Here is a 22,157-nt window from a genome sequence, read left to right as displayed (position 1 = left end):
ATTTCATGCGTTCATCTTCTAATAAGAAAATAGATCCTAGAGTTCATTCTTTAGTTCCGAAACATGAAGTGCTTTCAATAGAAGAGGCATATAAAGTGCTAAAAGCTCTCGGAGTTAGTCCAGAGCAATTACCTTGGATTAAGGCATCAGATCCTGTAGTAAAAGTCATTGGAGCTAAGCCAGGAGATATCATAAAAATTACTAGGAAGAGCCAAACTGTTGGAGAGACAGTTATTTATAGGTATGTAATAAGTGGGTGAAATGATGCTTTCAGTAGATGATAGGTGGGCAATAGTAGAATCCTATTTCAAATCTAGAGGGTTAGTAAGACAGCATTTAGATTCGTTTAACGATTTTATAAAGAATAAGCTTCAAGAGATAATTGATGAGCAAGGAGAGATTGAGACAGAAATCCCTGGATTAAAGATTAAACTTGGTAAGATAAGGGTAGGTAAGCCAAGAGTAAGGGAGGCAGATAGAGGAGATAGAGAAATAACTCCAATGGAAGCAAGACTTAGGAACTTAACGTATGCAGCACCAATATATCTAACAATGATTCCTGTTGAGAACAATATTGAAGGAGAACCTACAGAAGTCTACATAGGCGACTTACCTATAATGCTTAAATCAGTAGCAGACCCTACAGCCGACTTGCCTGCAGAAAAACTAGTAGAAATAGGCGAAGATCCTAAAGACCCTGGAGGGTACTTCATAATAAATGGAACAGAAAAAGTGATAGTAACACAAGAAGATCTAGCTACTAATAGAGTCCTAGTAGATGAAGGAAAGAGCGGTTCAAATGTTACTCATACAGCAAAAATAATATCCAGTACTGCAGGATATAGAGTTCCAATAACGATAGAAAGATTAAGAGACTCCACAATTCACGTTTCGTTCCCAGCAGTTCCTGGAAGAATTCCATTTGCGATATTAATGAGAGCCTTAGGGCTAGAAACAGACAGAGATATAACCTTTGCTGTCTCCTTTGACGAAGAAATACAAAACGAGTTATTACCATCTTTAGAGCAAGCTTCTTCTATCACTACACAAGAAGACGCATTAGATTTTATAGGAAATAGAGTCGCCATAGGTCAAAAAAGAGAAAATAGAATAGAAAGAGCAGAGCAAGTTCTAGATAAGTATTTCCTACCTCATTTAGGCCTTACTCCTGCAGATAGGAAAAAGAAAGCGTATTATTTAGGTTACGCTGTTTCAAAACTAATTGAATTACAGTTAGGTAGAAGAGAGCCAGACGATAAGGATCATTATGCTAATAAGAGACTCAAACTTGCAGGTGATCTATTTTCTAGCTTATTTAGAGTAGCGTTTAAGGCATTTGTAAAAGATCTAGTTTATCAATTAGAAAAGTCTAAGGTAAGAGGAAGAAGACTAACTCTTAATGCGCTAGTTAGACCAGATATTATAACAGAAAGAATAAGGCATGCGATGGCTACTGGAAACTGGGTAGGAGGTAGAACTGGTGTAAGCCAGCTTTTAGATAGAACTAATTGGCTATCAATGTTAAGCCATTTAAGGAGAGTTATTTCATCTCTAGCTAGAGGTCAGCCAAATTTTGAAGCTAGAGATTTACATGGCACACAATGGGGTAGGATGTGTCCATTTGAAACTCCAGAAGGTCCAAACAGCGGTCTAGTTAAGAATTTAGCTTTGCTCGCTCAAATATCCGTAGGAATAAATGATAAGATAGTCGAAAAAATGCTTTACGAGTTAGGAGTAATTCCACTAGAAGAATTAATAAGGAAAATTGATGAAGGAGAAGATCCATCGTCTTACACTAATTGGAGTAAGGTAATATTAAATGGAAGATTAGTAGGTTATTATCCTAATGGTGAGGAATTAGCTAATAAAATAAGAGAGAAAAGAAGAGCTGGAGAAATTAGTGATGAAATAAATGTAGCTCATATAGTTACGGATACTTATGATGAAGTTTATGTCAATTCCGATAGCGGAAGAGTTAGGAGACCGTTAATCGTGGTAAAAGATGGTAAACCATTAGTTACAGAAGAGGATATTCAAAGATTAAAGAAAGGAGAAATTACATTTGATACTCTAGTAAAGGAAGGTAAAATAGAATTTTTAGATGCAGAGGAAGAAGAGAATGCGTATATAGCATTAGAGCCAAGTAAAGTCACTCCAGAGCATACTCACTTAGAAATATGGACGCCAGCAATACTTGGAATTACAGCATCCATAATTCCATATCCAGAACATAACCAGTCCCCAAGGAATACTTACCAGTCTGCAATGGCTAAACAAGCTTTAGGTCTTTATGCTTCTAACTACCAGTTAAGAACGGATAGTAGAGCTCATTTCTTGCACTATCCTCAAAAACCATTAGTGCAAACAAGGGCGTTAGATATAATTGGGTACAATAATAGACCTGCTGGAGAGAACGCTATACTAGCAGTAATGTCGTTTACCGGTTATAACATGGAAGATGCAATTATCATGAATAAATCCTCAGTAGAAAGAGGAATGTTTAGATCAACGTTCTTCAGGCTGTACTCAGCGGAAGAAATTAAGTACCCTGGAGGCCAAGAAGATAAGATACAATTACCAGAACCAGGAGTTAGAGGATACAAAGGTAGTGATTATTATAAGTCACTAGATGAGAACGGAATAGTTCCTCCAGAAGTCGAAGTAAAAGGAGGAGACGTATTAATAGGAAAAGTTAGCCCACCAAGGTTTCTACAGGAATTTAAAGAGTTATCGCCAGAGCAAGCAAAGAGAGATACTTCAGTAATAACTAGACATGGAGAAAAAGGTATTGTAGACTTAGTGTTAATTACTGAGACCTCTGAAGGAAATAAACTAGTAAAAGTTAGAGTTAGAGATTTAAGAATACCAGAATTAGGAGATAAGTTTGCAACTAGACATGGACAGAAAGGAGTAATAGGCATGCTAATACCACAAGCTGATATGCCTTATACTGTTAAAGGTATTGTACCAGACATTATACTTAATCCCCACTCATTACCATCTAGAATGACACTAGGTCAAATAATGGAAGCATTGGCTGGAAAATACGCTGCATTATCTGGTAAAACAGTGGATGCAACTCCATTTTATAATACGCCAATAGAGGAATTGCAAAAGAAGCTTCTAGATTTCGGATTCTTACCAGACGGTACAGAAGTTGTGTATGATGGCAGAACAGGACAAAAAGTAAAAGGAAGGATATTATATGGAGTAGTTTATTACCAGAAATTACATCATATGGTTGCGGATAAAATGCACGGTAGAGCTAGAGGGCCTATTCAAATTTTAACTAGACAGCCTACAGAAGGTAGAGCTAGAGAAGGAGGATTAAGATTTGGAGAAATGGAGAGAGATTGTTTGATAGGTTATGGAGCTGCAATGGTTATAAAAGATAGATTACTTGATAATTCTGATAAAACTACTGTTTATGTTTGCGAGCAATGCGGTTACATAGGCTGGTATGATAAGAATAAGAATAAGTACGTATGTCCAATTCACGGTGATAAAGCTAATTTATACCCAGTTACTATATCCTATGCGTTCAAATTATTACTCCAAGAGCTGATGAGCATGGTTATTTCACCCAGATTAATTCTTGGCGATAAAGTTTCTTTAAAAGGTGATAATAATGAGTGAAAAAATAATAAAAGGAGTAAAATTCGGCATATTGTCTCCAGACGAAATAAGGAAGATGTCAGTAACTGCTATAATTACTTCTGAGGTTTATGACGAAGACGGTACTCCAATAGAAGGCAGTGTTATGGATCCAAGGTTAGGCGTAATTGAACCTGGCCAGCGTTGCCCTACATGTGGAAATATGATGGGTAATTGTCCTGGACATTTTGGTCATATTGAGCTAGTAAAGCCAGTTATACATGTAGGGTTTGTTAAACATATATATGATTTGCTTCGTGCAACTTGTAGGAGATGCGGTAGAATAAAATTAGAGGATCAAGAATTAGAAAGGTACAGAAGGATTTATCATGCTATAAATAAGAGATGGCCTTCAGCTGCTAAAAGACTTGTAGAGCATATAAAGAAATCTTCAATGAAAGCTCCAGTTTGCCCGCACTGTGGAGAGAAACAATTGAAGATAAAGCTTGAAAAACCATACAATTTCTACGAAGAGAGAAAAGAAGGTGTAGTTAGGTTAACTCCAGTAGATATAAGGGATAGGCTTGAAAGAATACCTGACGATGATGTAGAACTATTAGGATACGATCCTAAAACTAGTAGGCCCGAATGGATGATACTAACTGTCCTACCAGTACCGCCTATTACAATAAGACCATCAATTATGATAGAAAATGGAATTAGAGCCGAAGACGATTTAACACACAAACTTGTAGATATAGTTAGAATTAACGAAAGATTAAAAGAAAGCATAGATGCAGGAGCTCCACAATTAATAGTAGAAGATCTATGGGACCTATTACAATATCATGTTGCAACGTATTTTGATAATGAAATTCCAGGCTTACCTACATCAAAACATAGATCAGGTAGGCCGTTAAGAACTCTAGCACAAAGATTAAAAGGTAAAGAAGGTAGATTTAGAGGCAATCTATCCGGTAAAAGAGTTGACTTTTCCTCAAGAACTGTAATATCTCCTGATCCTAACATAAGTATTGATGAAGTAGGAGTTCCCATAGATATTGCAAAAATACTTACAGTTCCAGAAAGGGTTACAAAGTGGAATATTGAAAGAATGAGGGAATACGTGCTAAATGGTCCAGACAAATGGCCTGGAGCAAATTACGTTATAAAGCCAGATGGTAGAAGAATTGATTTACGTTATGTAAAAGACAGGAAGGAGTTTGCGTCGACATTAGCTCCCGGTTTTATAGTTGAAAGACATCTAATAGACGGTGATATTGTGATATTCAATAGACAACCATCTTTACACAGAATTTCTATGATGGCTCACAAAGTTAAAGTATTACCGGGTAGAACTTTCAGATTAAACTTGCTTGTATGTCCACCATACAACGCAGACTTTGATGGAGATGAAATGAACTTGCACGTACCACAGTCAGAAGAAGCTATTGCAGAAGCCAAGGAATTAATGACAGTACATAAGAACATCTTAACTCCTAGATATGGAGGTCCTATTATGGGTTCTGCTCAAGATTATATCAGCGGCGCTTATTTACTTACTGTAAAAACTACGCTTTTAACAGAGGATGAAGTACAAACTATACTTGGAGTAGCAAACATATCTAAAGATATTGGAGAGCCTGCAATATTAGCACCTAAGAGATTATACACAGGAAAGCAAGTAGTAAGTTTATTCCTACCGGAGGACTTTAATTATCATGGTCAAGCTAACATAGCAAGCGGTCCTAGATTATGCACTGATGAAGATTGCCCGCACGATTCTTACATAGTTATTAAAAATGGAAAGCTATTAGAAGGAGTATTCGACAAGAAAGCCTTAGGTAATCAACAGCCAGAAAGCATACTTCATTGGTTAATTAGAGAGTATCCAGAGGATTACGGATTGTGGTTAATGGATAACATATTCAAGGTATTTATAAGGTATATAGAAATTCACGGACTTACAATGACTATTGACGATGTAACTATTTCGCAAGAAGCTATGGCAAAAATAGCTGAAAAAGCAAAGCAGGCTGATAAACAAGTTCAAGAGCTAATTGCAAAGTATGAAAAAGGAGAACTAGAGCAAATACCCGGTAGAACTTTAGAGGAAAGCTTGGAAAGTTATATCCTAGATACGTTAGATAAATTAAGAAACGATGCTGGTGAGATTGCAGCAGCTGACTTAGATCCATTTAATAATGTGTATATTATGGCAAGAACTGGTGCTAGAGGTAGCGTTCTAAATATAACTCAAATGGCAGCAATGCTAGGGCAACAATCAGTAAGAGGTGAAAGAATATCTAGAGGGTATTATGAGAGAGCGTTACCTCACTTTAAACGCAATGATATATCTGCAGAAGCTAGAGGTTTCATATACTCATCATTTAGAAGCGGATTAAATCCTATAGAATTGTTCTTCCACGCAGCTGCAGGTAGAGAAGGTTTAGTAGACACTGCAGTAAGGACTTCGCAAAGCGGCTACATGCAAAGAAGATTAATAAATGCGTTGTCAGATTTAAGAATAGAATATGATGGCACCGTAAGAACTTTATATGGCGAGGTAATACAAACTTTATATGGAGGCGATGGCGTACATCCAATGTATAGCTCTCACGGTAAAACTGTTGATGTAAATAGAATTCTAGAAAGGGTTGTAGGTTGGAAGAGGTGATAATTTATGATTAATGAGGAAGATAAAAAATATTTGGAAGAAAAATTATCTTCATTAAGTGGTAAAATTCCAGATACCGTTATTCAGAAGTTAAGAGATGCAATAATCTCATATCCAGCAAATATAACTAAGGAGGAAATTGATAAGATAATTAATTTGACGCTAAAAGATTATGACGTATCGCTAATAAATCCTGGAGAAGCTGCAGGCGTAGTAGCTGCCCAATCAATTGGGGAGCCGGGTACTCAGATGACTTTAAGGACATTCCACTTTGCTGGAGTTAGAGAGTTAAATGTAACTTTAGGTTTACCAAGATTAATAGAAATAGTAGACGCAAGAAAAGTTCCATCTACACCAATGATGACTATCTATCTTACAGATGAATATAAAACAGATAGGGAAAAGGCAATTTCTATAGCTAGGAAAATAGAATACACAAAAATTGAGAACGTCGTAGATTCTACCAGCATAGATATGGCTTCTATGGCTCTTATAATTCATCTTGATGAGAAAATGCTAAAAGATAAAGGAATTGAGCCAGACGAAGTTGAAAAAGTGATCAGAAAACTAAAATTAGGTGACTTTACTATTGATAGACCAGATGAATTAACAATTACCGTCACTTTCCAGAATATGGATAGTATAACCGGATTATTTAAAGCAAGAGAAAAGATACTTAATACTAAAATTAAAGGTATTAAAGGAATAAAAAGAGCAATAGTGCAAAAAAGAGGAGATGAATACGTGATTATAACAGATGGATCTAACTTAGAAGGAGTATTAGGAATTAAAGGAGTGGATGTAAGTAGGATAGAAACAAATAATCTTCACGAAGTAGAAAACGTATTGGGAATTGAAGCCGCAAGAGAATTAATAACTAGAGAAATTAAGAAAGTATTAGACGATCAAGGTTTAGATGTGGATATAAGGCATGTTGAGCTAGTTGCCGATATAATGACCAGAACCGGAGAAGTTAGGCAAATTGGAAGACATGGCGTAACTGGAGAAAAAACTAGTGTATTTGCAAAAGCTGCCTTTGAAGTAACAGTTAAACATTTATTAGACGCTGCAGCAAGAGGTGACGTGGAAGAGTTTAGAGGAGTAGTAGAAAATATTATTATTGGGCAACCTATTAAACTTGGAACTGGAATGGTTGAGCTTCTCATGAAGCCTGGAGTGAGGTGATAAAATGTCTCAACAAATATCATTTGAATCAGAATTAAAAACACTTTTAAAAACAGGAAAGGTAATATTTGGGGCAAGAAGAACAATAAAAAACTTAAAATTAGGCAAAATTAAGGCAGTAATAATAGCATCTACCTTAAGGACTGATTTAAAGGCAGATATTCTATATTATTCTAAAATGTCTGGAGTACCAGTTTATGAATATCCTGGTAGTGGATGGGAATTAGGAACATTAGCTGGAAAACCTTTTATGGTATCAACTATTGGTGTAGAAAATGAAGGTGACTCAAAGATTCTACAACTTGCAAAGCCAGTCTCATGAGGTGTATTATAATTGCCAGAGATTAAGCTAACTCAGGACGAAATAAGATATATGTCTTTATTTCAAGAAGTAACCAAAGTTACTGCTAAGGATTGTGTTGTTGATGAAGAAAATAATAGGATAATTTTCTTGGTCGATCCTCATTTTATGGGTTTAGCCATAGGAAAAAATGGAATGAACGTAAAGAAGCTAAAGAAAGTTTTAGGAAAAGATATAGAAATAGTTGCATATAGTGATAATCTAGAGGATATGGTAAAGAACTTAATGTCACCAGCAAGAGTAAGAAGTGTAAAAGTTATAGATAATGATAGTAAAAAGACTGTCTATATAACAGTAGATCCACAAGATAAAGGTATTGCGATAGGTAAAAGCGGAAAGAACGTTGTTAGAGCAAAATTAATTTTAAAAAGATATATGGATATAGACTCAGTAGTTATTGTCTGAGGGTCGTAAATGTCGGGAAAATCACCTAAAGGTTTATACGCAGCAAGAAAACTTAAACTTAAGAGATTAAAGTTTAGATGGAGCCAAAGGTCATTCAAAGCTAGGATGTTACAATTAAAGAAGAGATTTGACCCATTAGAAGGAGCTCCAATGGCTAGAGGAATAGTTTTAGAAAAAGTAGGTATAGAATCTAGGCAGCCTAATTCTGCAGTAAGGAAATGTGTTAGAGTTCAGTTAGTTAAGAATGGCAGAGTAGTTACTGCTTTCGTTCCAGGAGACGGTGGAGTAAACTTTATCGATGAGCACGACGAGGTAGTAATAGCAGGCATAGGAGGTACATTAGGTAGATCGATGGGTGACCTACCGGGAGTTAGATATAAGGTTATTATGGTTAATGGAGTATCTTTAGACGCATTATATAAAGGAAAGAAACAAAAACCAGTTAGGTAATTATTTCTTCTCTTCCTCTTCTCCTCCTTCACCTTTCTTCCTTTCTTTTTCCTGTTCATCTACTAAGCTTTTCTTAACATATATTGGTTTGTTAGAAATTAATGCTAAGTATATAGCATGACTTGGTATCATTCTTTTCTGAATTATAACACCATCAAATTTTAGCTCTATAGTTGCTATATAAACTGACCCAGAAATATCGTCAATAGTTACTTTGTTAATATGTTTGCTTATTTCTTCCGTAACTTCTGGTATGAAGGACAGTATATCGAAAATTGTTTCTCTCTTATCACCTAATATACTATCTTCTTCATACTGTTTTTTTATTTTATTTATTGCTATAACAATTTCTATTGGCACATAAAATAAATTAAATTCCCTACCATCTTCTAGATAGCAAACCATTACGGGTAAACCATCTAGTGGGTAAACAAATGCGTCAACTCTATTTACTTTTATGTAATCTTCTTCCTCTTTCATTATCAAAAATAAATATGACTTACAACATATTAAACCCTTCATTAACAGATAGTTATATATTCCACTTATCATAACATTCATAGCATGAGCGATTACGAATTAAGCAAGCTAGATATTAGAATATTTGGAAAATGGGATACAAAAGTTGAAATAAGAGACCCCAGTTTAAAGAAATATATATCATTAATGCCAGTGTATTTACCTCATACTGGAGGAAGACATGAGCATAGGAGATTTGGTAAGTCTAGAGTACCCATAGTAGAAAGGTTGATAAATCAGTTGATGAGACCAGGGAGAAATAAGGGCAAAAAATTCTTAGCGTATAATATAGTTAGGGCAGCGTTTGAGATAATTGCAGCAAGAACTGGTCAGAATCCTATCCAGGTTTTAGTTAGAGCAATAGAGAATTCAGCACCTAGGGAAGAAGTAACTAGAATAATGTATGGAGGTATAGTTTATTATGTTGCTGTAGATGTAGCTCCTCAAAGAAGAGTTGACTTAGCATTAAGATACCTAGTAGAAGGCGCAAGAACTGCATCATTTAATAATCCTAAGCCTATAGACGAAGCATTGGCTGAAGAAATAATAGCGGCTTCATCTAACGATCCAAAAAGTTATGCTATAAGAAAGAAAGAAGAAATTGAGAGAATTGCCCTAAGCTCAAGATAAGCTAATTTTTTAATGAAGAATGTAATAGAATGCGTGAGGAGTGAAGAATAAATGTCTGTGCCTCAGAAGCCTCACTTGAATTTAATAGTAATAGGACACGTAGATCACGGTAAGAGTACATTAGTAGGAAGACTATTAATGGATAGAGGATTTTTAGACGAAAAGACAATTAAGGAAGCAGAAGAAGCAGCAAAGAAGTTAGGAAAAGAGTCAGAAAAATATGCATTCCTTCTTGATAGATTAAAGGAAGAAAGAGAAAGAGGAGTAACAATAAGCTTAACCTTCATGAAATTTGAGACTAAGAGGTACTTCTTCACAATTATTGATGCACCAGGGCATAGAGACTTCATAAAGAACATGATAACTGGAGCTAGTCAAGCTGATGCAGCAATAATAGCAGTTTCTGCTAAAAAAGGAGAATTTGAAGCAGGAATGAGCGAAGAAGGTCAAACCAGAGAGCATATAATATTAGCTAAGACTATGGGAATAAACCAAGTAGTAGTAGCAGTAACTAAGATGGATTTGACTGACCCGCCCTATAGCGAAAAGAGATATAATGAAGTTAAAGATACAGTATCAAAATTCATGAAAGCCTTCGGATACGATGTTAGCAAAGTTCCCTTTGTTCCAGTAGTATCTCCTACAGGAGAGAATGTAACTCATAGATCTGAGCATATGCCATGGTATAATGGACCAACATTAGAAGAAGCATTAGACATGTTTGAAGTTCCAAAGAAGCCTATTGATAAGCCTTTAAGAATACCAATACAAGACGTCTACTCCAAATCTGGAGTAGGAACAGTACCAGTTGGCAAAGTGGAGAGTGGAGTGTTAAAGGTTAACGATATAGTAGTATTCATGCCAGTAGGAAAGAAAGGAGAAGTAAGGTCTATAGAGACCCACTATACAAGATTAGAAAAAGCAGAGCCAGGAGACAACATTGGTTTTAACGTTAGAGGTGTAGAAAAGAAGGATATAAAGAGAGGAGACGTTGCAGGTCATTTAGATAATCCACCAACGGTTGCTGATGAATTCACAGCTAGAATAATCGTAGTCTGGCATCCAACAGCTATAGCAGTAGGTTATACGCCAGTTCTTCACGTTCACACTGCTAGTGTTGCTTGTAAAATTACAGAGTTAGTACAAAAGCTGGATCCAAAGACTGGTAAAGTAGTAGAAGACCATCCACAATTCTTAAAGCAAGGAGATTCAGCAATAGTGAAGTTCAAACCAATTAAGCCTCTATGTGTAGAGAAGTTCTCCGAGTTCCCAGCGTTAGGTAGATTTGCAATAAGAGATATGGGTAAAACTGTAGGAGTAGGAGTTATAACTGACATTAAACCAATGAAGGTAGAGATTAAGTAAACTCTTTTTGGTGTTTTTTATGCCTACTAAAGCAAGAATAAGATTATGGAGCACAAACGTTAAAGATCTAAATTACGTTGTGACACAAATAAAGGCTATAGTCGATAAGACCGGAATTAGTATGAGAGGTCCAGTGCCTTTGCCTACTAAAAGACTAGAAGTTCCTGTAATGAAATTACCGCACGGAGAAGGAAGGAAGAAATGGGAAAAGTGGGAGATGAGCATTCATAAAAGAGTAATAGACATTGCTGCTGATGAAAGGGTAATGAGACAATTAATGAGAGTAAGAGTTCCAGAAGACGTATATATTGAAATAGAATTAATTTAGGCGATTTTTCCTTCACTTATTAGTGCAAATCTTTTAAGTTTTTTATCCAATTTTATAATTGCCGGGGTGCCCGAGCGGACCAAGGGGCTGGCCTGGAGAGTTAACCGGTCAGCCAGTGGGGGAAACCCTGCACGGGTTCAAATCCCGTCCCCGGCGCCTTTAACAAATTACAAGCAACAATTTCTCATAGTTCTGGATAAAAATATACTTAGAATAAGAGGTCACTATTTTTGCTTACTATAAAACCTAGAGCATAGCTATTCTGTTATGTGCCTTCTAATTCCAGGATATAGGTTTTCATGCACTCCTCGTATTTATTTGCATTAAATTTTGAACAAATCTTCTTGCACTCTTCCTCAGCCATTACAGAGGCTAATTCATCTTTCCCATCCTCACCTAGGTGATAATAATCCCAGACACTTAACCTCTTTATTTTATCCTTAAATTGAGAAAATCATGAGTTATAACAATCCTTATCCACAGTAATACTCTCATCATGACAATAATGAATAATAGAGATTAGTTTATCGCTATCCTCAGATTGCATAGAATTATAAATATCATCAGCAACCATCTTGACTTCATCCTCGCACTCCTTCAAATTCTCACAATTACCAAATTCAGAACCGTAAATACAATCCTCAATCTCATCCTGATAATCCTTAGGAAAACTAGACAGAATTGACCCAACAGCAATAGCAAGATTAAATATAAGCTTTTAGAAAAGACCTCTCATAGCCCAAACTCTCACCCCAACTTATTATATCCTCACAATTCCAAGAGTTAGAAGGAGGGATTCTTAAAACGATACCTCCATTTTTTTACCGAGGCATTAAAAGATTTACCAGTTGCTTGTGAATATAATTTGCAATACTCATCAAGGCTAAAGGCTTGCAGAACGAATCCGCACATCCTAGCATTTCCACATTCCTCACCAGCAGAGTGAATAGGCGAGCACATTAATACTCATTAATATCATCACTCACAACAAGGTACATCCTAGGCTGAAGAAACTGAGGAGGCTGAGAAACAACAAAGAAATTACCCAAACCAAGAAGAAAAGAAGGATACATTACCGAGACAGATTTCGCGTCTGCTGAACAAACATTACAAAAACAATGTCCTTGACTATCTCTTATTATAAGTATAATTTTATCTTATGTTATCATCTTTATTCTTTCTCCATAGTTTGGTATTATTATTGAATGTGGTGGTTGGTTCGATTCGTAATTGTTTGGATATATTGGATTTACGTATTCTTGTTCTGCTCTTTCTGCACCTAATAATACTACAATATAGCCTCCTGTAACTCCCTTACTTTTCATTAATTCTGGCATTCTGTCGTATAAATTCTTATAAAATGGAAATCTTCTTTCTGCGCCAAATTGGTATACGCTAACATAAGATCTTTTTCCTGCTCTCCAAAGGCTTGATGCTCCTCCTATGTAAGCCATCATATTATTTCCATTACAATTAGTTCTTGCCATTATTCCTTATCTGAATAAGGTATACAAGGGATAATTCTCGGCCTCACACCTTACGTCCTCATTAGTAGCAACTGCTGGTAAAGTCATTTTTAGGTAATTTAAGTCTTTACTGTTCTCTTCTATCCTCTTTGGTATCTTCTCATTACACTTTAACTCTTCATTGACTTCCTTCATATCTGTAACTAAGTTGGTAAATGCGCTGAGCTTTGATGCAAGGACTGCTGCAATACTAGCTAAGCTATTTAAAATATCGAGGCATATTCCGTAACCTTGCGTTTCGTTTTGCTCTTTTAATACTTCCTTGGTTTCTTCTACATTGCCTTCAGCCTCATATTCCTCTAGTTCCTCTTGAGACATACACTTTAGTCGATTTTACTAATCTTAAATGTTATTATAGTATCAATTCAACACTAGATTTGGTCTTAAAACGAAATTTAAAACTATAAGATTCATAATACAGGAGGGATAATACTTAGAAAGAGAATGTCGAACAGTAGAAGAAAACCTTATTTATTAGTTTTTAGAAGTTGTAGTGAGTAAACTTTAAATACTTACTGTAATAATATTAATATGCCGTAGTAGTCTAGCCCGGTCTAGGATGAGGGCCTGTCGAGCCCTTGACCCGGGTTCAAATCCCGGCTACGGCGCGCGTTTTAAGTGGGCTCGACAATATTTTTAAATTTTTATCTTATATGCATCTCGTGTTTTTATTATATAATAAAATGTCGATAGTACTTGGAAATAATTTAGAACGTTACTTATATGGGAAGATCATGGAATGAGTCTAACAGATATTTATAATATTTTCTCTTAGGCTTTATGATTAGTTAATCGTTATTGATTATCTCTATTTCACCGAGGCATAACCAATACATGTTGTTCGAGTATGCATTTTCTATATTCTTGCACTTGATACTTTTAGTCCTCTTGGCTTATTATTGGTGCTTTATTTAACAATACGATTTGTGAATATTGTTCTATATCTTGTAAGTCATTTGTTTCCATTGTTGTGCAAAGTAATCGTATATATTGTATTCGTAATTTGCAGATTGATCCATAACAGCTTGCAATTCTTCTTAAGCCATAAATTGTTCAAACAACTCTGCTCTTTAAAACATTTCTATAATAGATATAATTTAGAAACTTATTTAAAATAGAAAAAATTACTTATTATTCCTATTAAGTAAAGGAATTGAGGATAATTATTGTTTAGCAAGCAAATTAGTTTGCTTGCTGAGGAGTGTTGCAAAAGCCCTAGGGGGCTTTCTATCTTATTTGACACGTTTGATTAATAGAATAACTTTGCTAGGATTTAAAGAAGAATGCGTACGTTATTACAGTTTTATTTAGGAGTATAACTTACTGTGCCTCTTAACCGGATATAACTAATTTAGTGTTTTTATACACTTTTCCTATTCCAGAGTCTGTAGTATATATTATAGCATTCTCTTTTTCGGCAAAGGCTACTATAAAACAGTCTACAATTGAAAGGCCTTGGTACTTTATTTTCAGCTCACCTGCTCTTAAAGCGAGTTCCTTATTAGTGCTAACAATCTTTATTGGTGAATTTAGAATTAAGGATAGCCTAGCGTTAGCTTCTTCTATTCCCTTAAGCCTGCCATAAGTATAAAGGAATTCAGCTAAATTAAGATCTAGAGTATAACCTACACTTTTACCTTCATAAACTTCTTCCATAACTTTCCTGGCTTCTTCATTAAGCCCAGCAAAGTATACGTGGAAAAAACCTGTATCAAATAGAATTTTCTTTTTCAACTTCTTCTTTCCTCAATCTCTCGAGCTCTTTTATAGCAGAATCTCCCATATCTTTATCTATGCCAAAAGCGTCCAACAGAGTCATTTTACGTTTTAAGATAATTTTATCGCCTTCAACCTCTAACTCGATGAACGAGCCTTCTTTAATATTAAGCTTCCTTCTAACCTCTGCAGGAATAACTATGATTCCTTTCCTATGAACTTTTACCTCCATAAACTACGTTAGGTTTAACAATTATTAAAGTTTAACTAATAATAGAGTTAAACTTGGAAGAGGAATAGCTCATTAACCTTCTAATCATTAAGAATTTTCTGACTTGGAATCTAGTAATACACGGTATAAATGACTCTAGTATATTCTAGTCAAGCAAAATATTAATTCTAAATTATACGAAAATATAGGCAACCCTATAAGCTTACTTGCATTAATTTTTGTGATTTAAGTAATAGTAGATAGAAATACATATCTGCTTAAGGTAAATTAGCTTTTATGTTTAGTTTGTTATAACCTATAAGCAATTTTAATATGTATACATATGCAATTACGAAGTAATAAGGAAAACTACGATAAATGGTTATTATACATCTTTTTTCTAGTAAGGAAAGCGCCGGGGACGGGATTTGAACCCGTGCAGGGTTTCCCCTACTGGCTTTCTTAAGCTTAGCCTCTCAAGGCCAGCCCCTTGGTCCGCTCGGGCACCCCGGCAATTATAAAATTACCATGAGAGTTTTAATTATTAACTACTATAATAGAGTAGCCTTTGCTTCTTTTAATTACTTTTATATCGGAAAAATAGTTAGAAAATATTTTTATCACGTTATTTTCTCCTTTATAAACGACTATTTGAATAAATCCGCCTTTTTTGAGTTTTTCTGCAGATTGTTCTGCAAATTTTTGTAGAAAATCTACTCCTTTTGACAGAGGGGGGTTTGAATATATTGCGTCAACTTTTTCCTGAAGTGCAGAAAGCACGTCGCTTTTCATTACTATTACGCGGTTTTGTAAATTGTACCTTTCCACGTTCATCTTTGCTGTAGCTATGGCTAACGGATTTATATCAAGCATGTAGACTTTTAGGTTTTCGTTTTTAAGTGCTATAAAAATTCCTATTACACCATATCCGCAACCTAAGTCTACTACTGTTCCTTGTTGTGGAATTATTAGGTTTTCTAGGAAAGTTCTAGTACCTAAATCTATTTTTTTCTTTGAGAATAAGCCTGGGTGGCTTACTAACGATAGAGGAATACCGTCTACTACATCATTTACAATGTAAAATTCTCTCATTTCCAAGCCCTTGGATAAACATCTCTTTTTATTAGAATTCTATTAGGTTTTATTACTTCTCCTTTTTTCATTTGCTGTATATTGTCAGAATCAACTAATGCCTTGCCTATTGCTACTCCTTCTCCCTTTAACGTTATTAAACCTACTAAGTCACCTTTCTTGAAGTTTTGATATGCTACTATTCCTGGGACGTTTGCAGTTGCTCCATAAGCTATCGCGTTAACTGCATTATCATCTAAGATAATTTTTGGTATTCCGCAAAGACCTATCTCCATGGGGAGTAATATTTTCCTTAGATCAGTCTCGTCCTTGCAGTTTTTCCACATGTATAATGCTTCAGAAACTTCCTGTAAGGTAAATAGTCCACTTTCAGTGAATATTCCAGATCTTATTCTCCTTAATTCTCTCATGTGCGCCCCTGTACCTAAAATTATTCCCATATCATGGCATATTTTTCTCATGTAAGTTCCTGGCTCTGACGAGATTCTTAGTAAAAATAGTTTGTCATCTTTTCCTTCTAGTACTTCAATGTCAAAGACTTTCCTAGTCCTTAATCTTCTCTTTACTGAGGATCTAACAGGTGGCCGCTGGTAAATTGTTCCTTTAAATTCCTCTGCAATTTTTTTAACTATAGATAAATCAACTTTCTCGTGAGTTTCCATTACGCAGATGTATTCTTTTCCAGCTTTAGTTATATAGGTCATTAGTTTTGTAGCGTTTTCTAGTCCTATAGGTAATACTCCAGATACTTTGGGGTTACCCCGCCCTTTTAGGGCTCTAGGGTCCCGCCATGACCTACTTTGCTGAGGTTAAACATTTTCTTAATCCAAAAGGCTACTTCGTGGCTAGTTGGTCCTGGAGGTTTATCTAGGTTTATTATTGAATTTTTTATTAACTCTTCTATAGGTCTTTTATCTGCAAAGAAGCCGTACTTGTCCGACGTTTGGACTTCTTTCTTTATATTCCATGGATTATTATATCCACAAAAATTATCTATCTTATATATAAAATCATAAAAAATCATTTAAATCACTGGTATCTTTATCTTTACCTTTTCTTTCATAAAGCCAGTTAATCCTGCCTCTTGTAATTTCTTTTCTACTTCGTCGTCTGATGCTCCTTTTTGGATATCTATTTTTTTGTCAGTTGGCTCTAAGTGTAGAATGTTAGACCTTTTTCTTTTTACTCCAGTTATTTTCTTAGGTCCAGTTACTAATACAAAGTTATTATCTATAATATCAACTATAACGCATTTTTTACCTGCATCTTTTCCTCTAGTTTTTACGCATATTCTGCCAACTTCAATTGCGGGCATTGTAATCTAAAAGAAACTTTATGCCTATAATTTAAAACTTACCTTTAATTTACCATCTATTTCCAATATTTACTGTTTCTGAGGAACTTTTTCTCCTCTTCTATGAGAGCAAGGTAAAATTTTTCTTCTCCATCAGATAATTTACTAAGGACTCTACCAGCGTTTGAAGGTCCTACTCCTGGAACTGCTAGGGCGACGAATGCGTATTTTCCATACCTTGAGAAGAGTGAAGATATTGTCCTTAATTCCTCAAGTTTCTTACTTTCGAGCCTCTTTAATTTTTCTCCCTTAAGTACTTTCCTTATTATTTCTGGACTATTTTTATCATCTGGAGTAGTAACTGCTAGGAAAACAGAATTACATTTAGGGCATTTATCCGGTACATTTCTTATACTAACTATCTCATTCCATCCGCACATTATGCATAATACTTTCACATCCTTTGAAAGGAGTCTTCTTTTGAATATTTCTAACATAGCTGAGTTGGATTCCGTGGTGAAGGCTAGAAGTCTATCTAGAAAATCTTGTGATAAAGGTGAAGGTTCTGGAACTTCCAAAATATTCCAGGAGCAATGTTTTAATTCTTCAAAAATGCTTAGGTCGTGGTATTTTACCGTCATTTCCTTTACTGCCTCTTGGCCGACTATTGTATCTGTAAATGCTTTGAGCAATGTACTGCTCACTTGGATATCTGAATTTAGATCTATAGCACCAAATCTTTCTGCTTCTATTAATAATTGCCATTTGAACTGCGGGCTTTCCTTTATTGCGTTGCTTACTATTTCTATTACTTCTCTCTCACTTAGTGATCTAATTATCTTTATTGCTTTTTCTATCATTTCTCTTGATATGGGAGTCATAGATGCAAGGACTATGTGATATGGATCGTTTCTATATGTTACTTTTATACCACTAATTCTGGACAGGATAAAAGATATTACTGCTCCCAAAGTATTATTTCCTTTACTTCCGAAAGGAGATAAAATTACAGCAAGATCCTTATTTTGTCCTATTATCTCTACTATAATCTCGTTGCTTTTGAGCTCTGGATAACCTTTTGCCTTATATTTTTCTAGTTTTTCATTGACTTCTTCGTAAGGAGAACTTTCTTTCATGTATTTTTCTAAATTTTTGAATACCTTCTTGGCTATTTCCTTCTCTACTGGTATTGATTCTCCAAACCAACTTGGCAAGATTCCTTCCTTTAAAGAGGCTTTTTCTACAATTACTTTATTATCTTCTATTGAGATCACCTTCCAGAGTTTTCCTCCTAAAATGAATATTGAGTCCTCATCTAGCATGACTACAAAATCCTCGTCAAGTTTTCCTATCTTTGTATTACTCGATACTTCTATTACGTCATAAGATCTTATAGAGTCAGGTATCATGTTAACTTGGTAATAGTATTTCCAAGTTCTTGAGGAAGGAGAGAGCTTTCCGTCATCTTTGATTTTAATTATTCTCTCAGATTCTAATAGAGATATTACGCTATCTAATTCCTCTTCTTTTAAATTAGCAAAATAAACTGAATTTCTAATTATTTGAAGGATCTCTTTTTTATCATCATACCCTTCGAGAATCATTCCTGCAATTTGGCGAGCTAAGACGTCTAATGGGTTTTCTTCATAGGATGGTTTCTCTAAATAATTTCCTACTTCTTCTATTAGTGCCTCACATTCTAGGATATCAAAGAGGTAATTTGATGGTATGATCACGCCTTTAGCTTTTTTGTAAAGTGAATGACCGCTTCTTCCTATTCTTTGTAGTAATCTAATAACTTGCTTAGGAGACATATATTGTATTACAAGTGATATTATACCTATATCTATTCCTAATTCTAAGCTAGAAGTTGCAACTATTGCGTCTAACTTTCCTTCTTTAAAATCTTTTTCTACATTTATTCTAACATCTCTATATAGAGATCCGTGATGAGTTGCAATATTTAGGTTGAACATTGATTGAAGTTTGTTAGCAAGGAATTCTGCAGTCTCTCTAGTGTTTGTGAAAATTAGAACTGGTTTGTTCTCTTTAATTATTTTACTTATTTCGTTAAGTCTAGCAGTTAGGATTATATCAAGTCCTTCTTTTAATGCGAGATTTTTTATATCATCGTTAGGTCTTGGAATTAGCAATTTTAATTCCATTTCTTTTGTTGCATCTATTTTTACAACTTCTACGTTGCCGTTTATATCTAGATATTTTTTCGCTAATTCTATATTTCCTATTGTAGCAGAAATTCCTATTATTTGTGGAGTTCCTTTTATGACTCTTTTAAGTCTTTGTAAAACTACCGAAAGCTCGTATCCTCTTTTTTCATCTAACATTTCCTGTAGTTCGTCAATTATTATCCATCTTAAATTTGCGAAATATTTTCTATAAAACTCATTTAGTATTATATATTGCAAGCTTTCAGGCGTAGTTATAAGAACGTCCGGAGGCTTTTCGACAATTTCTTTTCTTTCTTTCGGAGTCGTATCTCCGTGCCTAGTCTTTATGCTTATTCCGAAGGCTTCACCAAGTCTCTTTAGTCTTGATTCCAGGTCTCTATTTAATGCTTTAAGTGGAGTTATATATAATGTAGAAATCTCTTGTGGTCTTGAAGCAAAAATTCTGTAGAAAATTGGTATTATTGCAGCTTCAGTTTTTCCATAACCTGTTGGAGCTATTATTAAAGTATTATTTCCCTTTAGAATTATAGGGATTGCTAATTTTTGTATTGGAGTAAGTTTTTCATAGCCGAGCTTTCTTAGATTATCAACAAAAACTAGATCTTCCTGCATTAACAAGTTAATAATGGCAGTTATGAGGTAATAAGAGTATGCAAGAAATTAGGCATGGAATATTTTTGACTATAGTAATACTAGGTTTGATTTTACCTAGACTTATTTTAGCAGGCTATCCGTTAGGATCTGTTTACATTAGCTTCGGTATTTTTGTATCCCTTTTTGTTGACGCCATTTTATCGTATATTCTGTTTGGGTCAATTATAGTATCATTGGTTTATTTTTTATCCGTACTATCGCTGATAGATATTCTTAATTATACGAATTTAGTCAATATTTACATTTTATTTCCATACAGTATGGGATTAGCAACTGCTCTATTCTTTGGATTAATTATAAGGAGAAAATATGATGACGAATTTTTATCATCTCTGAAGAAAATAAATATTACCTTTAATTTTTACACGATTTTGATACCCTTAGTATTTCTTATTTTTGCAATAATAATTTATTTATATATATATTATAGTCAATTACTTCTGATAGGTAGCTTTATTGCTTTTCTTTTGCTGTTAATTTCAGGTAAGAAGGAAGATTCTCCTCTAATATTGTCAAGTTGGATTTTTTTGCCTTATGTAATGTCTCAAATTGGCTCAAATAGAGAAGAAAAAGGAATTTGTATAGGCGAAATAATAGGTATACTAAAGAGAGCTTCGTTTTCTTCATCCAAAATATCGACTAACAGTAATTATAAATGGGTTTCATATAAGTCCAAATTTTATATTAATCTAGAGGGAAATAAAAATTTTAATATAATAATAGTTGGAGGGAGCGGATCTGGCAAGTCCCATTTAGCTAAGAATATAATAAGGAGGGGAAATTTTCGTTTCCTTATTTTCGATATTCATGGAGAATACGACGTAAATGCAAAGAGGATAGATGTTTCTAAAATATCAATTAATCCTTTGTCTCTATTTGGTCAATCTCCGAGGCAAAGGGCGTTAGAAGTTGCATATATGATAAAATCTATTTTTAATTTAGGTAGCTTGCAAACTATTGATCTTTCAAACATTATTGTAGACGCATACGGGGAAAAAGGCATATTTGAAGATGATGAAAGGACTTGGAATTTACCTCCGCCGAATTTTAGAGATGTATTAATGCTACTTGAGAAGAAGAAAAAACTAGTTACGACGTCACAAGAACTTAACAAAATTCAATCTTTAGAGCCATATATTTATTTTCTAGCAACTAATACATTCATGGATAATTCAATAAATCTTTATGATCTAATAATTGATGACTATGTGTTAGATTTTTCAAAAGTTACAATTCCAGAAATAAAATACGTTATAATTGAAACTATCTTAAGATCCATCCTAGCATTTATGTATATCTCTGGACAATCTAATTTTAGGAAAATGATAGTAATCGATGAGGCTCCTTTTATACTATCTAAGGAAAGTGGGGAGCAATTAATGGAGAGGCTTTTTGCGGAGAGTAGAAAATTTGGTTTTGGATTTATATTAATATCACAGTCTATAGAATATGTGAGGAAACTTATTCCAAATACTTCATATGTCTTTGCTTTAAATATTGTTGATCCTACAGAGATTGATTTTATAAGTAGATTAATAGGAGGGCAAGATCCAGATATATTTAAAGCTATTTATAATAGTTTACCGAAGTTAGAAAGGGGTTTAATTATAACAAGAGATATATTGCGGGATGAAATAATTTTGGTTCGTTCAAATTAGGTGAGATTATGTCAGACGATTACGAGAATAAGGAGGAAGAAGAACCAAAGGAGGAAAAGGAAGAAAAGACCGAGGAAGAGGAAGAAGAGTTACCTGCACTAACTTTACAAGATATAGAATTATTAATGAAGAATACTGAGGTATGGGATGAATTAATAGCTGGTAAAATTACTATTGAACAGGCTAAAAAATTATTTGAAGAAAATTACGAAGAATTAGCCAATTCGCAAAAGAAAAAGACTGCAAGAAAGAAAACTACTAAATCTAAGAAAACAAAAGTAAAAGAAGAAGAGGAGGAGTGAG

The 22,157-nt window shown here is 34.5% G+C and carries 24 protein-coding genes and 3 tRNA genes; 14 read left to right on the top strand and 13 right to left on the bottom strand.

Going from position 1 to position 22,157, the window contains the following annotated elements:
- Positions 1–5 precede the first annotated feature (5 nt).
- The 7 genes from D1866_RS11545 to D1866_RS11515 are packed head-to-tail and all read left to right on the top strand — an operon-like array spanning position 6 to position 8,672.
- The gene (locus tag D1866_RS11545) at positions 6–260 is read left to right on the top strand and encodes a DNA-directed RNA polymerase subunit H (RefSeq protein WP_152940016.1); all 255 of its coding nucleotides are present in this window, start codon (positions 6–8) and stop codon (positions 258–260) included.
- 4 nt (positions 261–264) lie between these two features.
- Positions 265–3,636 (top strand): DNA-directed RNA polymerase subunit B, encoded by a 3,372-nt coding sequence (locus D1866_RS11540; protein WP_152941369.1) that lies wholly within the window; start codon positions 265–267, stop codon positions 3,634–3,636.
- Positions 3,629–6,271 carry a DNA-directed RNA polymerase subunit A' gene (rpoA1, locus tag D1866_RS11535; protein WP_152940014.1) on the top strand — a complete coding sequence of 881 codons (2,643 nt, stop codon included), beginning with the start codon at positions 3,629–3,631 and terminating at the stop codon, positions 6,269–6,271. The genes D1866_RS11540 and rpoA1 overlap by 8 nt, the downstream gene beginning before the upstream one ends.
- A 6-nt stretch (positions 6,272–6,277) precedes the next feature.
- On the top strand, positions 6,278–7,456 hold the full coding sequence (rpoA2, locus tag D1866_RS11530) for a DNA-directed RNA polymerase subunit A'' (protein WP_152940012.1): 1,179 nt from the start codon (positions 6,278–6,280) through the stop codon (positions 7,454–7,456).
- A 4-nt stretch (positions 7,457–7,460) separates the two neighbouring features.
- On the top strand, positions 7,461–7,778 hold the full coding sequence (locus tag D1866_RS11525; protein ID WP_013775547.1) for a 50S ribosomal protein L30e: 318 nt from the start codon (positions 7,461–7,463) through the stop codon (positions 7,776–7,778).
- Positions 7,779–7,790: 12 nt separating this feature from the next.
- A complete protein-coding gene (locus D1866_RS11520) occupies positions 7,791–8,222 on the top strand; it encodes a NusA-like transcription termination signal-binding factor (protein WP_048054555.1) in 432 nt (143 codons plus the stop codon).
- Positions 8,223–8,231: 9 nt separating this feature from the next.
- Entirely contained in the window at positions 8,232–8,672 is a 441-nt protein-coding gene (locus D1866_RS11515) for a 30S ribosomal protein S12 (RefSeq protein ID WP_013775545.1), read from the top strand.
- Here the strand turns inward: D1866_RS11515 and D1866_RS11510 are convergent, their stop codons facing one another.
- The gene (locus D1866_RS11510; protein ID WP_048054554.1) at positions 8,673–9,152 is read right to left on the bottom strand and encodes a bifunctional nuclease family protein; all 480 of its coding nucleotides are present in this window, start codon (positions 9,150–9,152) and stop codon (positions 8,673–8,675) included. It abuts the gene before it with no gap.
- Positions 9,153–9,236: 84 nt separating this feature from the next.
- Between D1866_RS11510 and D1866_RS11505 the strand changes: the two genes are divergently transcribed.
- The 4 genes from D1866_RS11505 (at position 9,237) to D1866_RS11490 (ending at position 11,670) form a co-directional block, all read left to right on the top strand.
- Positions 9,237–9,821, top strand: a complete 585-nt coding sequence (locus D1866_RS11505; RefSeq protein WP_152940010.1) for a 30S ribosomal protein S7 — start codon at positions 9,237–9,239, stop codon at positions 9,819–9,821.
- Positions 9,822–9,878: 57 nt separating this feature from the next.
- Complete coding sequence (gene tuf / locus D1866_RS11500; RefSeq protein WP_155861237.1) at positions 9,879–11,186, top strand: translation elongation factor EF-1 subunit alpha; 1,308 nt, start codon at positions 9,879–9,881, stop codon at positions 11,184–11,186.
- Between the two features lie 19 nt (positions 11,187–11,205).
- Positions 11,206–11,514 carry a 30S ribosomal protein S10 gene (rpsJ, locus tag D1866_RS11495; protein WP_013775541.1) on the top strand — a complete coding sequence of 103 codons (309 nt, stop codon included), beginning with the start codon at positions 11,206–11,208 and terminating at the stop codon, positions 11,512–11,514.
- 60 nt (positions 11,515–11,574) lie between these two features.
- A tRNA-Ser gene (locus tag D1866_RS11490) sits at positions 11,575–11,670 on the top strand.
- Positions 11,671–11,968: 298 nt separating this feature from the next.
- On the opposite strand, the gene D1866_RS11485 is transcribed toward D1866_RS11490, so the two are convergent.
- From D1866_RS11485 to D1866_RS11470, 4 genes are all read right to left on the bottom strand, one after another.
- Entirely contained in the window at positions 11,969–12,115 is a 147-nt protein-coding gene (locus tag D1866_RS11485) for a hypothetical protein (protein WP_152940006.1), read from the bottom strand.
- 182 nt (positions 12,116–12,297) lie between these two features.
- Positions 12,298–12,474, bottom strand: a complete 177-nt coding sequence (locus D1866_RS11480; protein ID WP_152940004.1) for a hypothetical protein — start codon at positions 12,472–12,474, stop codon at positions 12,298–12,300.
- A gap of 197 nt (positions 12,475–12,671) precedes the next feature.
- Positions 12,672–13,001: a hypothetical protein gene (locus D1866_RS11475; protein WP_152940002.1), complete on the bottom strand. Its 330-nt coding sequence runs from the start codon at positions 12,999–13,001 to the stop codon at positions 12,672–12,674.
- A gap of 6 nt (positions 13,002–13,007) precedes the next feature.
- Positions 13,008–13,358, bottom strand: coding sequence for a hypothetical protein (locus D1866_RS11470; protein WP_152940000.1), 351 nt, complete (start codon positions 13,356–13,358; stop codon positions 13,008–13,010).
- Between the two features lie 215 nt (positions 13,359–13,573).
- On the opposite strand from D1866_RS11470, the gene D1866_RS11465 reads away from it, so the two are divergent.
- A tRNA-Asp gene (locus D1866_RS11465) sits at positions 13,574–13,648 on the top strand.
- A 724-nt stretch (positions 13,649–14,372) separates the two neighbouring features.
- Here the strand turns inward: D1866_RS11465 and D1866_RS11460 are convergent.
- From D1866_RS11460 to D1866_RS11425, 8 genes are all read right to left on the bottom strand, one after another.
- Positions 14,373–14,774, bottom strand: coding sequence for a type II toxin-antitoxin system VapC family toxin (locus D1866_RS11460; RefSeq protein WP_152939998.1), 402 nt, complete (start codon positions 14,772–14,774; stop codon positions 14,373–14,375).
- Positions 14,752–14,988 carry an AbrB/MazE/SpoVT family DNA-binding domain-containing protein gene (locus D1866_RS11455; protein ID WP_152939996.1) on the bottom strand — a complete coding sequence of 79 codons (237 nt, stop codon included), beginning with the start codon at positions 14,986–14,988 and terminating at the stop codon, positions 14,752–14,754. The genes D1866_RS11460 and D1866_RS11455 overlap by 23 nt, the downstream gene beginning before the upstream one ends.
- Before the next feature lie 392 nt (positions 14,989–15,380).
- Positions 15,381–15,480, bottom strand: a tRNA-Ser gene (locus tag D1866_RS11450).
- A gap of 24 nt (positions 15,481–15,504) precedes the next feature.
- Positions 15,505–16,059, bottom strand: a complete 555-nt coding sequence (locus D1866_RS11445) for a class I SAM-dependent methyltransferase (RefSeq protein ID WP_152939994.1) — start codon at positions 16,057–16,059, stop codon at positions 15,505–15,507.
- Positions 16,056–16,790: an RNA-guided pseudouridylation complex pseudouridine synthase subunit Cbf5 gene (locus tag D1866_RS11440; RefSeq protein WP_231136461.1), complete on the bottom strand. Its 735-nt coding sequence runs from the start codon at positions 16,788–16,790 to the stop codon at positions 16,056–16,058. The genes D1866_RS11445 and D1866_RS11440 overlap by 4 nt, the downstream gene beginning before the upstream one ends.
- A 38-nt stretch (positions 16,791–16,828) precedes the next feature.
- Positions 16,829–17,083 (bottom strand): tRNA pseudouridine synthase A, encoded by a 255-nt coding sequence (locus tag D1866_RS11435; protein ID WP_013775537.1) that lies wholly within the window; start codon positions 17,081–17,083, stop codon positions 16,829–16,831.
- Complete coding sequence (locus tag D1866_RS11430; RefSeq protein WP_152939992.1) at positions 17,084–17,374, bottom strand: 50S ribosomal protein L14e; 291 nt, start codon at positions 17,372–17,374, stop codon at positions 17,084–17,086. It abuts the gene before it with no gap.
- Positions 17,375–17,430: 56 nt separating this feature from the next.
- Positions 17,431–20,154: a DEAD/DEAH box helicase gene (locus tag D1866_RS11425; RefSeq protein ID WP_152941365.1), complete on the bottom strand. Its 2,724-nt coding sequence runs from the start codon at positions 20,152–20,154 to the stop codon at positions 17,431–17,433.
- A gap of 38 nt (positions 20,155–20,192) precedes the next feature.
- Here D1866_RS11425 and D1866_RS11420 point away from each other — a divergent pair, with 38 nt between their 5' ends.
- Together D1866_RS11420 and D1866_RS11415 are read left to right on the top strand one after the other, a co-directional pair.
- Entirely contained in the window at positions 20,193–21,854 is a 1,662-nt protein-coding gene (locus tag D1866_RS11420; RefSeq protein WP_152939990.1) for an ATP-binding protein, read from the top strand.
- Positions 21,855–21,862: 8 nt separating this feature from the next.
- Positions 21,863–22,156 carry an RNA polymerase subunit Rpo13 gene (locus tag D1866_RS11415; protein ID WP_013775533.1) on the top strand — a complete coding sequence of 98 codons (294 nt, stop codon included), beginning with the start codon at positions 21,863–21,865 and terminating at the stop codon, positions 22,154–22,156.
- Position 22,157 lies beyond the last annotated feature (1 nt).

The organism is Acidianus ambivalens (assembly GCF_009729015.1).
Lineage (GTDB): Archaea > Thermoproteota > Thermoprotei_A > Sulfolobales > Sulfolobaceae > Acidianus > Acidianus ambivalens.
Note: the sequence above shows the minus strand (reverse complement) of the source record. Positions and strands in the feature narration are given on the sequence as shown.

Coding starts and splice junctions, on each gene's coding strand:
- D1866_RS11455 (WP_152939996.1), bottom strand. CDS start 14,988: ATGGAGGTAAAAGTTCATAGGAAAGGAATCATAGTTATTCCTGCAGAG.
- D1866_RS11435 (WP_013775537.1), bottom strand. CDS start 17,083: ATGATTTTTTATGATTTTATATATAAGATAGATAATTTTTGTGGATAT.
- D1866_RS11475 (WP_152940002.1), bottom strand. CDS start 13,001: ATGGCAAGAACTAATTGTAATGGAAATAATATGATGGCTTACATAGGA.
- D1866_RS11505 (WP_152940010.1), top strand. CDS start 9,237: ATGAGCGATTACGAATTAAGCAAGCTAGATATTAGAATATTTGGAAAA.
- D1866_RS11525 (WP_013775547.1), top strand. CDS start 7,461: ATGTCTCAACAAATATCATTTGAATCAGAATTAAAAACACTTTTAAAA.
- D1866_RS11540 (WP_152941369.1), top strand. CDS start 265: ATGCTTTCAGTAGATGATAGGTGGGCAATAGTAGAATCCTATTTCAAA.
- rpoA1 (WP_152940014.1), top strand. CDS start 3,629: ATGAGTGAAAAAATAATAAAAGGAGTAAAATTCGGCATATTGTCTCCA.
- rpoA2 (WP_152940012.1), top strand. CDS start 6,278: ATGATTAATGAGGAAGATAAAAAATATTTGGAAGAAAAATTATCTTCA.
- D1866_RS11545 (WP_152940016.1), top strand. CDS start 6: ATGCGTTCATCTTCTAATAAGAAAATAGATCCTAGAGTTCATTCTTTA.
- D1866_RS11425 (WP_152941365.1), bottom strand. CDS start 20,154: ATGCAGGAAGATCTAGTTTTTGTTGATAATCTAAGAAAGCTCGGCTAT.
- D1866_RS11515 (WP_013775545.1), top strand. CDS start 8,232: ATGTCGGGAAAATCACCTAAAGGTTTATACGCAGCAAGAAAACTTAAA.
- D1866_RS11510 (WP_048054554.1), bottom strand. CDS start 9,152: ATGAAAGAGGAAGAAGATTACATAAAAGTAAATAGAGTTGACGCATTT.
- D1866_RS11470 (WP_152940000.1), bottom strand. CDS start 13,358: ATGTCTCAAGAGGAACTAGAGGAATATGAGGCTGAAGGCAATGTAGAA.
- D1866_RS11415 (WP_013775533.1), top strand. CDS start 21,863: ATGTCAGACGATTACGAGAATAAGGAGGAAGAAGAACCAAAGGAGGAA.
- D1866_RS11445 (WP_152939994.1), bottom strand. CDS start 16,059: ATGAGAGAATTTTACATTGTAAATGATGTAGTAGACGGTATTCCTCTA.
- D1866_RS11430 (WP_152939992.1), bottom strand. CDS start 17,374: ATGCCCGCAATTGAAGTTGGCAGAATATGCGTAAAAACTAGAGGAAAA.
- rpsJ (WP_013775541.1), top strand. CDS start 11,206: ATGCCTACTAAAGCAAGAATAAGATTATGGAGCACAAACGTTAAAGAT.
- D1866_RS11420 (WP_152939990.1), top strand. CDS start 20,193: ATGCAAGAAATTAGGCATGGAATATTTTTGACTATAGTAATACTAGGT.
- D1866_RS11480 (WP_152940004.1), bottom strand. CDS start 12,474: ATGTGCTCGCCTATTCACTCTGCTGGTGAGGAATGTGGAAATGCTAGG.